This is a genomic window from Dyella halodurans (genome assembly GCF_026283925.1).
GTDB lineage: Bacteria > Pseudomonadota > Gammaproteobacteria > Xanthomonadales > Rhodanobacteraceae > Dyella > Dyella halodurans.
The window spans coordinates 59,606-72,664 of record NZ_JAPDPF010000010.1 but is presented as its reverse complement, the minus strand read 5'-3'; the positions used below and the strand labels follow the sequence as shown (position 1 = coordinate 72,664).

The 13,059-nt window shown below is 64.0% G+C and carries 10 protein-coding genes; 4 read left to right on the top strand and 6 right to left on the bottom strand.

Features of this window, described 5'->3' with window-relative positions; all coding sequences use genetic code 11:
• Nucleotides 1–44 precede the first annotated feature (44 nt).
• Together OUZ49_RS18215 and OUZ49_RS18210 are read right to left on the bottom strand one after the other, a co-directional pair.
• Nucleotides 45–1,703: an MFS transporter gene (locus tag OUZ49_RS18215; RefSeq protein WP_266152028.1), complete on the bottom strand. Its 1,659-nt coding sequence runs from the start codon at nucleotides 1,701–1,703 to the stop codon at nucleotides 45–47.
• Between the two features lie 176 nt (nucleotides 1,704–1,879).
• Entirely contained in the window at nucleotides 1,880–3,364 is a 1,485-nt protein-coding gene (locus tag OUZ49_RS18210; protein WP_266152027.1) for a hypothetical protein, read from the bottom strand.
• Nucleotides 3,365–3,578: 214 nt separating this feature from the next.
• Between OUZ49_RS18210 and acs the strand changes: the two genes are divergently transcribed.
• Both acs and OUZ49_RS18200 read left to right on the top strand, forming a co-directional pair.
• Nucleotides 3,579–5,519 carry an acetate--CoA ligase gene (acs, locus tag OUZ49_RS18205; RefSeq protein WP_266152026.1) on the top strand — a complete coding sequence of 647 codons (1,941 nt, stop codon included), beginning with the start codon at nucleotides 3,579–3,581 and terminating at the stop codon, nucleotides 5,517–5,519.
• Between the two features lie 106 nt (nucleotides 5,520–5,625).
• Nucleotides 5,626–6,300, top strand: a complete 675-nt coding sequence (locus tag OUZ49_RS18200) for a response regulator transcription factor (RefSeq protein WP_266152025.1) — start codon at nucleotides 5,626–5,628, stop codon at nucleotides 6,298–6,300.
• Here OUZ49_RS18200 and OUZ49_RS18195 read toward each other — a convergent pair.
• Nucleotides 6,297–9,755, bottom strand: a complete 3,459-nt coding sequence (locus OUZ49_RS18195; protein WP_266152023.1) for a hybrid sensor histidine kinase/response regulator — start codon at nucleotides 9,753–9,755, stop codon at nucleotides 6,297–6,299. The two genes, OUZ49_RS18200 and OUZ49_RS18195, sit on opposite strands and share 4 nt — an antisense overlap.
• A gap of 117 nt (nucleotides 9,756–9,872) precedes the next feature.
• Between OUZ49_RS18195 and OUZ49_RS18190 the strand changes: the two genes are divergently transcribed.
• Both OUZ49_RS18190 and OUZ49_RS18185 read left to right on the top strand, forming a co-directional pair.
• Nucleotides 9,873–10,517, top strand: a complete 645-nt coding sequence (locus OUZ49_RS18190) for a 4'-phosphopantetheinyl transferase family protein (RefSeq protein WP_323134945.1) — start codon at nucleotides 9,873–9,875, stop codon at nucleotides 10,515–10,517.
• 73 nt (nucleotides 10,518–10,590) lie between these two features.
• Nucleotides 10,591–11,334 (top strand): pyridoxine 5'-phosphate synthase, encoded by a 744-nt coding sequence (locus tag OUZ49_RS18185; RefSeq protein ID WP_266152021.1) that lies wholly within the window; start codon nucleotides 10,591–10,593, stop codon nucleotides 11,332–11,334.
• A gap of 126 nt (nucleotides 11,335–11,460) precedes the next feature.
• On the opposite strand, the gene OUZ49_RS18180 is transcribed toward OUZ49_RS18185, so the two are convergent.
• From OUZ49_RS18180 to OUZ49_RS18170, 3 genes are read right to left on the bottom strand one after another with little or no spacing between them, the layout of a single operon-like run.
• On the bottom strand, nucleotides 11,461–11,835 hold the full coding sequence (locus OUZ49_RS18180; protein WP_380003637.1) for an ExbD/TolR family protein: 375 nt from the start codon (nucleotides 11,833–11,835) through the stop codon (nucleotides 11,461–11,463).
• 38 nt (nucleotides 11,836–11,873) lie between these two features.
• Nucleotides 11,874–12,287 (bottom strand): ExbD/TolR family protein, encoded by a 414-nt coding sequence (locus OUZ49_RS18175; RefSeq protein ID WP_266152020.1) that lies wholly within the window; start codon nucleotides 12,285–12,287, stop codon nucleotides 11,874–11,876.
• An 11-nt stretch (nucleotides 12,288–12,298) separates the two neighbouring features.
• Nucleotides 12,299–13,051 (bottom strand): MotA/TolQ/ExbB proton channel family protein, encoded by a 753-nt coding sequence (locus OUZ49_RS18170; RefSeq protein ID WP_266152019.1) that lies wholly within the window; start codon nucleotides 13,049–13,051, stop codon nucleotides 12,299–12,301.
• Between the last annotated feature and the right edge of the window lie 8 nt (nucleotides 13,052–13,059).

Sequence of the window (13,059 nt, the reverse complement as noted above, 5' to 3'; positions counted from 1 at the left end):
GGCGCGACGGTAAACCGCCGCGCCTTTCTCGTGCACGCCCTGTCTCAGTGGCGGATATCGACGTCCTTGGTCTCGCGCAGGAACAACAGACCGATGAAGAACGTGCCGATGGCGACGATGATCGGATACCACAGGCCGTAGTAGATATCGCCCTTCCACGCCACCAACATGAAGCCGATGGTAGGCACGAAGCCGCCGAACCAGCCGTTGCCGATGTGATACGGCAGGCTCATCGAGGTATAGCGGATGCGCGTGGGGAACATCTCCACCAGCCAGGCGGCGATCGGTCCGTAGACCATGGTGACGTAGAACACCAGGATCGCCAGCAACACGATCAACATGACGTTGTTGGTTTGCGATGGATCGGCCTTCTCCGGATAGCCGGCGGCCTTCAACGCGGCCCCGAGTTGCGTGCCGAAAGCCTTGCTCTGTTCGGCAAACGCCTTGCTGTCCAGCGCACCGCCTTCAAACGAGCTTAGGGTGACGTCGCCGATCTTCACTTCGGCCACGCTGCCGGGTTCGCCTGCGATATTCGAATAGGGGATACCCCGCTTCGCCAGCGCGCTCTTGGCGACATCGCATGAACTGGTGAAACGGGCCTTGCCCACCGGATCGAACTGGAAACGACAGGCCCGTGGATCGGCCACGACCTTGACCGGCGAGGTGGCCGCCGCTTGCTCGATCGCCGGATTGCCGAAGTGGGTCAGGCCCCGGAAGATCGGGAAGTAAGTCAGCGCCGCCAGCAGGCAACCCGCCAGGACGATGGACTTGCGGCCGATACGATCGGACAGCCAGCCGAAGAACACGAAGAACGGCGTGCCGATGGCGAGTGCCGCCGCGATCAGCAGGTTGGCGGTGGTGCCGTCGATCTTCAGGCTCTGGGTGAGGAAATACAGCGCGTAGAACTGCCCCGTATACCAGACCACCGCCTGGCCGGCCGTAGCGCCGAGCAGGGCCAGGATGACCAGCTTCAGGTTCTTCCATTGCCCGAACGCTTCGGTCAGCGGTGCCTTGGAGTGCTTGCCCTCGGCCTTCATCTGCTGGAACACCGGCGACTCCGACAGCTGCAGTCGGATATACACCGACACGATCAGCAGGACCGCCGAGATCAGGAAGGGAATACGCCAGCCCCAGCTGTCAAACGTCTCCGTGCCCAGGCCAAGACGCGTACCCAGGATCACCAGCAAGGACAGGAACAAACCGAACGTGGCGGTGATCTGGATGAAGCTGGTGTAGAGACCGCGCTTGCCGTGTGGCGCATGCTCGGCCACATAGGTGGCGGCGCCGCCGTACTCGCCACCCAGGGCAAGACCTTGCAGCAGGCGTAGCGCGATCAGGATGACCGGCGCGGCGACTCCGATGCTGTCGTAGCCGGGCAATACGCCGACGAGAAAGGTCGACGAACCCATGATGATGATGGTGATGAGGAAGGTGTACTTGCGGCCGATCATGTCTCCCAGGCGGCCAAAGACGATGGCGCCGAACGGGCGCACCGCGAAACCGGCGGCGAACGCGAGCAGCGCGAAGATGAACTGGCTCGTCTCGTTGAGTCCGGTGAAGAAATGCTTGCCGATCAGTGCCGCCAGCGAGCCATAAAGATAGAAGTCATACCATTCGAATACCGTGCCCAGGCTCGAGGCCAGGATCACTCGTCGGTGACCGGTATTGAGCGCTCCCGGCGCATCGTATGCAGTCGTTGCCATGTTGTTTCCCCTCGTGTGAACTGCCCGGTCGATGGTGGATCAGGATTTCAGGCCGCAAGCCACCGGAGCGGCCTGGCCGCCCTGTGTCTCTCTAGCCGTGGTCGGGTCGAGGCTGCTTCCGTGGCCTGATCCCGCTGGAAAAGACAGCGGCGCGTCCTGCGCCGCTGCCACGATGCTCAGAAGCGATACAGGCCGCTCAGGCTGACCTGATTGCCGCTGGTGTTCTTGCGCGCGCCTTCCGAGCCCAGCTGATAGCGCACGGTGTCGTAAATCCATTCCACGCCGAGCTCGTAGTTGCCAGAGGCGTACTGCAGGCTCAGCGCCGACATGTCGTTCCTTAGCAGGGCCTGGCCGGCGGTCGGGCTGGTGGTGACCCAGCGGACCACGTCTTGCTGGTTCGGTCGAGCCGCGGCATAAAAGCCGTTGACGCTCCACTTGGGCGTGAAGTTGTAGCCCACCTGCACGAAGCCTCCCGATTCCTTGATATTGCCGAACTGCGACATGGCGCCGAACAGCTGGCCCAGGGCCTGGCCGGTATAAATCAGCCCCTTCAAGGTCCACACATCGGGCTTCCATTGGCCGCCCAGTTCGTAGGCAATGCTGTTGAGGTTGTCCCTGATGGGATGTTCGACGGTGTTGCCAACGCCCCTCAGGTCGACTTCGGAGTAATGCGCCGTGAAATAGCCGAGCCAGTTGCTGCCCTGCGCATGCAGGCGTGCTTCCACCTGCGGCCTGAAGTTCGCGTTGCCGGCGGTCAGGTAGTTGATGTTGTTGTTGGCGGCAGCTGGTGCCGGTGGCTGTGGACCGTTCCAGTTGCCCTCCAGCACGGCCAGGTCGACGCGCCACTTCACGCCGTCCGTGCCGTGGTTGAGATCCTGCATCCAGATTGCCCCGGGATAACGCCAGCCGATGAAACCGGCGCCGTAACCGAGCGGAAAGGCGATATGCGATAGCGACGTCGGGGTGTTTTCCAGGGGGAACAACAGGTCCCACATCTGGCCAATGCGGACGGTGCTGCCGATGCTCGGGTTGCTGATATCCATATACGCCTGGCGCAGCCGCGGTACCGGCTGCTGCTGGGAATAGGCGCCGGTGCCGTTGAAGCCACCGAAGAAGTCCATTTCCAGACGGCCGCCGCCGTTCCAGTTGTCATTGAACTTGGCGCCGGTGAAGTCGAGCCAGAAGCGCGTGTTGCGCACGTCCACGCCGCTGAGCGAGCCGTTATAGCCAAGCGCCTTGTTGGCCGGCGTTTGCGGGGCCGGAATGATGGCGTTCTGGCCGTTGCCATAGTTGATGAAGGTCTTGTCCTGCCCAAACGTGGTCGCGCTGATGAAGCCATGCAAGGCCACCGACAGGCCTGGCGCGGTAGTGAACTGCGGTTTCTCGGCGGGTGCTGCCGCAACCTTGGTCGCGGTGGTGTTGGCCTGTTCGGCCGTGGCCTGGGCGGCCTGGGCCGTCTGCGTGGCCTGCGTGGTGGCTGCCTTCTGCTCCTGGATCATGGCCTTCAGTTCGGCCAGTTCCTTCTCCAACTGGTTGACCCGCTGCTCAAGCTGCTTCTCGTGGCTGGTGCTTTGCGCGTGTACCCCCAGCGGTAAACCCAGCGCGCAGGCAATGCTCAGCGCAAGTATCCGGCTGCGGCGTACGGTGGTCCGTGATGTCATGGCGTGCCTCCCCAGGTCGATGACAATCCGAGCATGTGCATGCTGCATCGCGGGCGCCTATTCCCCATTGGTCGAAACTCGACCAAAGTCGACATGCGGTACCAACGTCCGTATCACCGGGCAACGGCTACACTCGACCGCTCCCGCCGGGCAAGCCGATGCGGCGGGTCCCACTGACACGGCAGTCGGCAAGGCCGGCCGCAGGAGCCCCACGATGACCAAGCTCTACCCCGTCAAGCCCGATTTCGCCGCCAAGGCACGGATTCGCAAGGAGGATTACGAACGGATGTACGAGGAATCCGTGCGCGATCCGGAGGGTTTCTGGGGCAAGGTGGGTCAGCGGCTGGCGTGGAGCAAGGCGCCCACGCGGATCAAGAACGTCTCCTACGACCCGAACAACCTGCATATCCGCTGGTATGAGGACGGCGAACTCAACGTGTCCGCCAACTGCCTCGACCGTCACCTGGCCGAGCGCGGCGACAAGACGGCGATCATCTTCGAGGGTGACGACCCGAACGAATCGCGCCACATCAGCTACCGCCAGCTGCACGAGGAAGTGTGCAAGTTCGCCAATACGCTCAAGCATCTGGGCGTGGGCAAGGGCGACCGTGTAGCCATCTATCTGCCGATGATCCCGGAAGCCGCGGTGGCCATGCTGGCCTGCGCCCGCATCGGCGCCGTCCACTCGGTGGTATTCGGCGGCTTCTCGCCCGATTCGCTGGCCGGCCGCATTGCCGATTCCACCGCCAAGGTGGTGGTCACGGCAGATGAAGGCCTACGCGGCGGCAAGCACATTCCGCTCAAGACCAATGTCGATGCGGCCCTGCAGCGACCCGGCACGAACAGCGTGGAAACCGTCATCGTGGTGCGCCGCACCGGCTCGGCCGTGCCGATGCAGTCGCCGCGCGACCGCTACTACCACACCCTGATGGAAGGCCAGTCCGCCGACTGCCCGCCGACGCCGCTCGAGGCCGAGCATCCGCTGTTCATCCTTTATACCTCCGGCTCCACCGGCAAGCCGAAGGGCGTTCTGCACACCTCGGGTGGCTATCTGGTCTACGCCAGCTACACCCATGAACTCGTGTTCGACCTGCGTGAAGACGATGTGTACTGGTGTACCGCCGACGTGGGCTGGGTCACCGGCCACAGCTACGTGGTGTACGGGCCGCTGGCCAATGGCGCCACCACGCTGATGTTCGACGGCGTGCCGAACTACCCCGATACCAGCCGCTTCTGGAACGTGGTGGACAAGCACAAGGTCAGCTTGTTCTACACCGCGCCCACCGCGATCCGCGCGCTGATGCGCGAAGGCGAAGCACCGGTGAAGAAAGCCTCGCGCGCGTCGCTGCGCGTGCTCGGCTCGGTCGGCGAACCGATCAATCCGGAAGCCTGGGAGTGGTACTACCGGGTTGTCGGCGACGAGCGTTGCCCGATCGTGGATACCTGGTGGCAGACCGAAACCGGCGGCATCTTGATTACGCCGCTGCCGGGCGCCATCGACGCCAAACCCGGTTCGGCGACGCTGCCGTTCTTCGGCATCATCCCTGCCGTGGTCGACGCCAGCGGCACCGTGCTCAAGGGCGCCACCGAAGGCAACCTGGTCATCACCGATTCCTGGCCGGGCCAGATGCGCACGGTCTATGGCGATCACCAGCGCTTCATCGACACCTATTTCAGCGCCTATCCGGGCAACTACTTCACCGGTGACGGCGTGCGCCGCGACGAAGACGGCTACTACTGGATCACCGGTCGCGTCGATGACGTCATCAACGTCAGCGGCCACCGCATCGGTACTGCCGAAGTGGAAAGCGCCCTCGTGTCGCATCCCAAGGTGGCCGAGGCGGCCGTGGTGGGTTGCCCGCATGAGATCAAGGGCCAGGGCATCTATGCCTACGTCACGCTGATCGCCGGCGAGACGGGTACGGACGAGCTGCGCAAGGAACTCATCGCCTGGGTGCGCAAGGAGATTGGACCGATCGCCACGCCGGACTATCTGCAGTGGGCGCCGAGCCTGCCGAAGACGCGTTCTGGCAAAATCATGCGCCGCATCCTGCGCAAGATCGGCGAGAACCTGCCCGATCAGCTCGGCGATATCTCCACGCTGGCCGATCCGGGCGTGGTGAAGAGCCTGGTCGAGGAACGCCTGATCAAATGATCCCGGGTGTAGGAGCGCACCCTGTGCGCGAAGGCCAACGAAGCGGTGACGCCGCAGCGCCCATCGCGCACAGGGTGCGCTCCTACAAAAAGAGCACTGATTCGCCATGCCTGACGTACTGATCGCCGATGACCATCCGCTGTTCCGCGACGCGCTGCAACGCGCCGTGGTGGCAGCCGTGCCGGATGCACGGGTGCACAGCGCGGACAGCGTGTACAACCTGCTCGGGCTGATCGATCAATTCCCTGACGCTGAATTGCTCTTGTTGGACCTGCATATGCCGGGTGCGCGCGGTTATTCCGCGCTGGTGCACATCCGTGGGCAGTTTCCCGGTTTGCCGACCATCGTGGTGTCCGGCCATGAGGACGCTTCGGTAGCGCGGCGCGCGGTGGCGCATGGCGCATCGGCGTATATCCCCAAGTCCACGCCCGGCGAGGACATCATCACCGCCATCCGCAAGGTGCTCGATGGCGATGTGTGGTTGCCGCCCCAGTTGCTCGGCGGCGGCGCCGAACTGAAGCCGGACGAGGCGGCGGTCGCCGAGCGGGTCGCCACGCTGACACCGCAGCAATTCCGCGTGCTCACCATGATCGCCGAAGGCTTGCTCAACAAGCAGATTGCTTACGACCTCGGCGTGTCCGAGGCCACGGTGAAAGCGCACATGACCGCCATCATGCGCAAGCTGGGCGTCAACAACCGCACCCAGGTCGCGCTGGCCGCGAGTCATCTCGCGCTGGATCAGGAAACCATGCCGCCGATGCCCGAGGACGAAGAAGGCTAGGCTGGCGTCTGTCGGCGTGCGAGGGCGCTCAACAGGGCGCGCAAGGCAGCGGGACGCACGGGCTTGTGCAGCAACGGATAACCAAGGGCGCGAGCGCGTTGTTTCAACTCACTGCTGCCATCGGCCGTAATCATCGCCACCGGCGGCAATTCGCCGAGCGCGACATGCAGATGCTGCAAGGCCTGCAGGCCATCCATATCGTCGCTCAGATGGTAGTCGGCCAGGACCAGATCGATGCGGCCACGCCGCAACTCCTGTTCCGCCTGCACCGCATCGAGCGCCGTGCGACAGTCGACCCCCCAGCGCTGCAGCAAAGCGCGCATGCCATCGAGAATCGCCGGGTCGTTGTCAAGGCACAGCACGGTCAACGGCAATTGTTCGCTGGATACCTGCTGCACGACCGTGCGACGGCGCGGCACGCTTGCCTCCACTCTTGGCACGCGTACGGCGAAACGACTGCCTTTGCCCTCACGCGAATCCAGCTCGAGCCGATGATCGAGGATGCCGGCGATGCGATCGCAGATCGACAAGCCCAGCCCCAGGCCTTTCTCGCCCCATGGCGAGGGTCGCTCCAGCCGCTGGAATTCACCGAAGATGCGCGCGCGTTGGCCCGCTGCGATGCCCGGCCCGGTATCCCATACCTCGATGCGCACCTCATGCCCCATGCGGCGGGCGCCGAGCAGGACCCCTCCCTCGCGCGTATAGCGCAATGCGTTGGAAATGAAGTTCTGCAGCACGCGGCGCAGCAATTGCGGGTCGCTACGCACGGCCAGGCGCGTCGGTGCGACGCGCAGGCGCAAACCGCGTTGTTCCGCGATGACGGCGAACTGTTCTTTCAGCGAGTCAAACAAATCGGCGAGGGCGAAGTTGCCGATGTCGGCGCGATAGCTCCCTGCATCCAGGCGCGAGGTGTCCAGCAGGGCATCGAGCAGATCCTCCGCGGCACGAAACGATGCATCGATGCGTTCGGCCAGTTGTCCCGCCTCGGCATCCAGGCCGGGATGTTGACGCAGGGCGGAGGTGAACAAGCGCGCGGCGTTGAGCGGCTGCAAGAGGTCGTGGCTCGCGGCGGCGAGAAAGCGCGTCTTCGAGGCATTCGCCGTTTCCGCTTCGCGGCGAGCATGGGCCGTCGCGGACAGCGCCTCGCTCAATTCCGCGGTGCGTTGCTCGACTCTTTGCTCCAGGGTTTCATTCGCTTCGATCAGCGCCTGCTCCGCATGTTTGTAGGCGGTGACATCGGTGTACGTCGTGACATAGCCGCCCCCGGGCAGCGCGCGGCCACGCATCTCGATCACGGTACCGTCCGGACGAATACGCTGAAACAAATGGGGTGAACCCGCATGCATGTGGCCAATGCGTTTCTGGACATGCGCTTCGACTTCGCCTGGTCCACATTCGCCGTGCTCGGCGTTCCAGTGGATCAGGTCAGCCACCGGCACGCCGACGTAGACCATGCCATCGGGATAGTCGAACAGTTCCAGGTAGCGGCGGTTCCACGCCACCAGGCGCATGCCGGCGTCGACCACGCTGATGCCCTGGGAGACGTTTTCCAAGGTCGTGGAAAGCAGCTCGCGATTGAAGCGGAGCTCTTGCGATGCCTCGTCCATCAAGGCCATCGCCTCGGCGATGTCCAGGCCCGAGCCGGACAAGGCACCCATCAGGATGCGACGCGCGCTCGCCGCACCGACGGCCGATGCAAGCAGGCGTTCGGTGTACTGGATCAAGGCGCGATCAGCGGCTTCACCTGCTTGCAGCGGACGCCCGCGGCGTTCCGCGTACTCCTCGAAGGCACGCTCGCTGCTGCGTTCGCCGACGATGCGCTCGGCGATGGTGCGCAGGTCGCCCACCGCCACACGACCGCGCCAGTCACCGGCGCCACGGCTGTCGATTGCATAGGGATCGACAAACATCGCCGCATGCAGGCGCTCTTCCAGGTTCGGGCGGAAGCGCAACGAGACGAAGATCAGGCAGGCCACGTTCACCAGCAGCGACCAGAACGTTCCGTGCATCACCGGGTCCCAGCCACTCAGGTGGAACAAGGCCTGCGGCTGCAACCAGCTGAGGCCGAGGGGGCCCGTCTGCAGCCACGGCGCAGAGCGCAGCATCGCTGGTAGCAACAAGGTGTAAACCCACACGAGGAAGCCGGCGGCAAGACCGACGGCGACGCCTTTGCGACTCGCACTTCGCCAATACAGCGCCGCCACGATCGCCGGCGCAAATTGCGCCACCGCCGCAAACGCCAACAGGCCGGTGGCGGCGAGATTGGCCGTATCGGCCACGACGCGGTGATATACATAGGCCATCGCGGCCAACGCGATGATCGCGATGCGACGCACGAGCAGCACGAGCTGCGACAGGTCCGTTCGCTGTTCCAGCTTGAAGCGATGGATGCGCAGCAACATCGGCATGATCAGGTCGTTGCTGATCATGGTGGACAGCGCCACGCAGGACACGATGACCATGCCGGTAGCAGCGGAGAATCCACCCAGGAAAGCCAGCAGCGCCATGCCACGGTCGCCATGTGCGATCGGCAGGTTCAGCACCCACGCATCCTTCAGTCCCGACTGCACCTGCGGCAGATGCAGGCCAGCGGCAACGATGGGCAGCACCGCCAGGCAGATGATCGCCATATAGATGGGAAACAGCCAGCGCGCACGCGTCAGATCGCGCGGGTCCTCGCATTCCACGACGCCGATCTGGAACTGACGGGGGAGACAGAACATGGCGCAAAACGCGAGCAGCGTCTGCGCGAGGAAGCCGGGCGACACGCCCTCGGAGAACTCCTGCAACGGCAGTTGCATGGTGGCGTGCAAGCCAGGCCCGCGCGACAGCGCGTAGCAAGCCAAGGCGATGAACACGATCAGCTTGATCAGCGATTCCACCGCAATCGCCAGCATCATGCCGTGATGATGTTCGGTCGCGTCGATGGTGCGCGTGCCGAACAGGATCGCGAACGTCGCCAACAGGATCGCGCACCACAATGCACTGTCGCCGAACTGTGGCGCGTCCGAGCCGCCAAGCACGGCGTAGGACATCGCGACCGCCTTGAATTGCAGGGCGAGGTAAGGCACCACGGCGATGACGGCGATGATCGCGACGAGGGCGGCCAGACCATGGGACTTGCCAAAGCGCGCACCAATGAAATCGGCGATCGAGGTGATGTTTCGCTGGCGCGCCACCAGTACCAGGCGGCGCAGCAAGCCGAAGCCGAACACGAACAGCAGGATGGGGCCGAGGTAGATCGGCAGATAGCTCAGGCCCTCGCGAGCCGCCGTGCCGACCGCGCCGTAGAACGTCCACGAGGAGCAATACACGGCGAGCGCGAGGCTGTAGACCAAGGGCCTCAGGCGCGGCTGGCGCGGATACAGCGGCCGCCGGTCTCCGAGGTAGGCCACCACGAAGAGCAGGCCTACATAGAGCAGCGATACCAGTAACAATACCCAGCCGGCGATCAAGCGCGGTACTCCGTGATGAAGGCGTCCCTGCGATGGCAATGGGCCTTGGGCACGTGCCGGCAGCAGGCGGCCACGTGCTTGTAAGTGTCACCACACACCCGGCACCATGGACGAATGATGACGACGCACAGCCAGACGCCAGCGAAAGTAGCAGAGCGGCTGGGTGATGACGAGATACACGTATGGCGGCTTGCCTACGACCATCACCAGGGGCGGGCGCCGCTGCTGGCCATGCTGGGCGCGTACCTGGGGCTGCCGGCGGAAGCCGTCCAGCTGGAGGAATCGGACCACGGCCGGCCGCACCTCGCGCCCGCACACCATCACGGCGCTTTCGCCTTCAATTGGTCGCACAGCAGCGACCAGGCCCTGATCGCGATCGCCAGGGGCATTGTTCCCGGCGTGGACCTGGAGCGACTGCGCGCACATCCGCGCGCCTTGCCCATCGCCCGGCGCTATTTCGGCCCGGAGGAGTCGGCGAGCCTGGAAACCTTGACCGACGGCCAGCGCGACCGCGCCTTCCTCGAATTATGGACCGCCAAGGAGGCCGTGCTGAAGGCGCTGGGCCGTGGCCTGGCCTTTGGCCTCCACCGGCTGAGCATCGGCGGCTTGCCGGAAGCACCCGTGCTGGGGCGTCTCGAAGGCCACGAGGCCGATCAATGGCAGTTGCACCGACTGGCCCTCGACGAGCACCACGTCGGTGCTCTCGCATGGCAGGGCGGACCGCGGCGCATCAGGCTGTGGACACTTGCCGACGACCCCTGATCGGCGCACTGTTTGCAGCCCGCCGACCGGGCGGTCCCTCGATTCGCTTGTCTACACGTACCGTCTCGCATCCATGACCCTGCTCAGCGTCAACCTCAACAAGATCGCCGTCCTGCGCAATTCGCGCGGCGACACCGAGCCCGATATCACGCGCGCCGCGCAGACCTGCATCGAGGCTGGATGCGGCGGCATTACCGTGCACCCCCGACCGGACCAGCGTCATGTCCGGCCGGATGACGTTCGCGCGCTGGCCGCCATGCTGCGCGGCCGCGTCGAATACAACATCGAAGGCAATCCGTTTGCCGACGCCCGTGGCAGCTATCCCGGACTGATCGCGCTCGCTCGCGAAGTGCGTCCCACCCAGGTCACCCTGGTGCCCGATAGCGACGGCCAGATCACCTCGGACCATGGCTTCGAGCTTGAGCGCGACATCGACACGCTGCGGCCGATCGTTGCCGAGTTGCGCCATATCGGTTGCCGCGTGAGTCTGTTCGTCGACTCCGGCGCCACCGGCTTCGAAGCCGCCGTGGCCATTGGCGTGCAGCGCATCGAGATCTATACCGGGCCTTACGCACATGCATTTGCCGAGGGCCGAGTGCATGAAGAACTTGAGCGTTGCGCCGACACGGCCCGCCGCGCACAACATGCGGGACTCGCCGTGAACGCCGGTCACGACCTGAGCCAGGCGAACCTGGGCACGTTCAAGGCCGCCATCCCGGGTCTCGCCGAGGTTTCCATCGGCCACGCGCTGATCGGCGAGGCGCTCTACGAAGGGCTGTCGACGACCGTGCGGAACTACCTGCAGATCCTGCGCTGAGCGCGAAGGTTGCTGTAGACGTCTAGACGTCCAAACGGCGATCGGGTATGCCGGCATCGGGCCAAAAGAAAACCCCCGCACAAGGCGGGGGTTCTCCGGGTAGTGTTACGGTGATTCCTGACGGAATCACTGACCTTCGGTAAAACCAATCTTGGTCAGACCGTAGCTCTTCGCATCGGCCAACACGCGGGCCACATGCTCGTAAGCCACACCATCATCCGCGTTGATCTGCAGCTCAGGCTGGTTGCTCTGCGAAGCGATCACCGCGATCTGCGCCTTGAGGCCCAGCTCGTCGACCGGCGTATCGTTCCAGTACAACGCACCCGACTGGTCGATCTTCAAACGGATCGGATCCGGCGGATTTTCCGGCTGAACCACGTTCGGGTTCGGCTGCGGAAGATCGATCTTCACCTTATGGGTAAGCATCGGCGCCGTGATCATGAAGATGATCAGCAGCACCAGCATCACGTCGACCAGCGGCGTGACGTTGATGTCAGCCATCGGGCCCTTACCACTTCCAGAACTGAATGCCATGACTGTTACTCCTTGCCGGTCGTGATGAAACCGACATGGACCATGCCTTGATCCTTGGCGTCGCCGAGGATCTTCTTCACGATCTTGTATTCCGTGGTCTTGTCCGCGCGAATCTGGAGTTCCGGCTGCGGGGCTTTCGCCGCCGCAACCGCAAACTGGGCCTTCAGTTCAGCCTCGGTGACTTCGACGTCACTGAGGTACATCGTGCCATCCGCCTTCACGGCCAGATCCATCGGCTCCACCGGCTCCGAATCCGCAACTTTCGGATTGGCAGTCGGCAGTGCAACCGTGATTCGATGGGACATCAGCGGAGCCGTGATCATGAAGATGATCAGCAGCACCAGCATCACGTCAACGAGTGGCGTGACGTTGATCTCCGACATCGGACCGCCGGCATTGCCTCCGGTGCTCATTGCCATGGGTCAATCCCTCACTTGCCTTCGACGCGTGCGCCGGTGGCGAAGAAGTCGTGCAGGTCGTGCGCGAACTCGTCGAACTGAGCGTAGGTCAGGCGATTCGAACGGTTGAAGAAGTTGTAGGCAAGCACGGCCGGGATAGCGGTGAACAGACCGAACGCGGTCATGATCAGGGCTTCACCCACCGGACCGGCCACTGCTTCCATCGATGCATTACCGGAAGCCGAGATCGAGATCAGGGCGTGGTAGATGCCCCACACGGTACCGAGCAGACCGATGAACGGTGCCGAGGAACCGACGGTGGCGAGCAGGGTCAGGCCGCCTTCCAGACGCAGGCTCTCGCGAGCCACGGCCTGGCGCAGGGCGCGGTCGATGAACTCCGAACGGCTCAGCGACTCAGCCAGACGGCCGCCGCCGGCCGAAGCCTGCTGGTGGTGGGCAACCGCGGAAGCGGCGTCCAGGGCGATCTTGGAGAACGGTTCACCCTTGGGCTGGGCTTCCAGCTCGCGGATGGCGTCCTGGGTCGAACCATTGGCCCAGAAACCGTTGATGACTTTGTCAGCGCGGCCGCGAACCATGGCGTTGCGGATCGCGTTGGCGATGATGAAGTACCAGGAGGAGAAGGACATCACCACCAGCACAACGAAGACGATCCAGCCAAGGAAGTCAAAGTTGTGGATAAGGTGGTCGAAGCCCATCGACTTCATGGCTTCGGCGTTGGTGGTGCCACCCGCGCCCGGGGTCGGAGAAGGAGTCTGTTGGAACATAACGCTAC

Excerpts from the sequence above, each read along its gene's own strand:
- OUZ49_RS18215 (WP_266152028.1), bottom strand. The coding sequence starts at position 1,703 with ATGGCAACGACTGCATACGATGCGCCGGGAGCGCTCAATACCGGTCAC.
- OUZ49_RS18210 (WP_266152027.1), bottom strand. The coding sequence starts at position 3,364 with ATGACATCACGGACCACCGTACGCCGCAGCCGGATACTTGCGCTGAGC.
- acs (WP_266152026.1), top strand. The coding sequence starts at position 3,579 with ATGACCAAGCTCTACCCCGTCAAGCCCGATTTCGCCGCCAAGGCACGG.
- OUZ49_RS18200 (WP_266152025.1), top strand. The coding sequence starts at position 5,626 with ATGCCTGACGTACTGATCGCCGATGACCATCCGCTGTTCCGCGACGCG.
- OUZ49_RS18190 (WP_323134945.1), top strand. The coding sequence starts at position 9,873 with ATGACGACGCACAGCCAGACGCCAGCGAAAGTAGCAGAGCGGCTGGGT.
- OUZ49_RS18185 (WP_266152021.1), top strand. The coding sequence starts at position 10,591 with ATGACCCTGCTCAGCGTCAACCTCAACAAGATCGCCGTCCTGCGCAAT.
- OUZ49_RS18180 (WP_380003637.1), bottom strand. The coding sequence starts at position 11,835 with ATGGCTGACATCAACGTCACGCCGCTGGTCGACGTGATGCTGGTGCTG.
- OUZ49_RS18175 (WP_266152020.1), bottom strand. The coding sequence starts at position 12,287 with ATGGCAATGAGCACCGGAGGCAATGCCGGCGGTCCGATGTCGGAGATC.
- OUZ49_RS18170 (WP_266152019.1), bottom strand. The coding sequence starts at position 13,051 with ATGTTCCAACAGACTCCTTCTCCGACCCCGGGCGCGGGTGGCACCACC.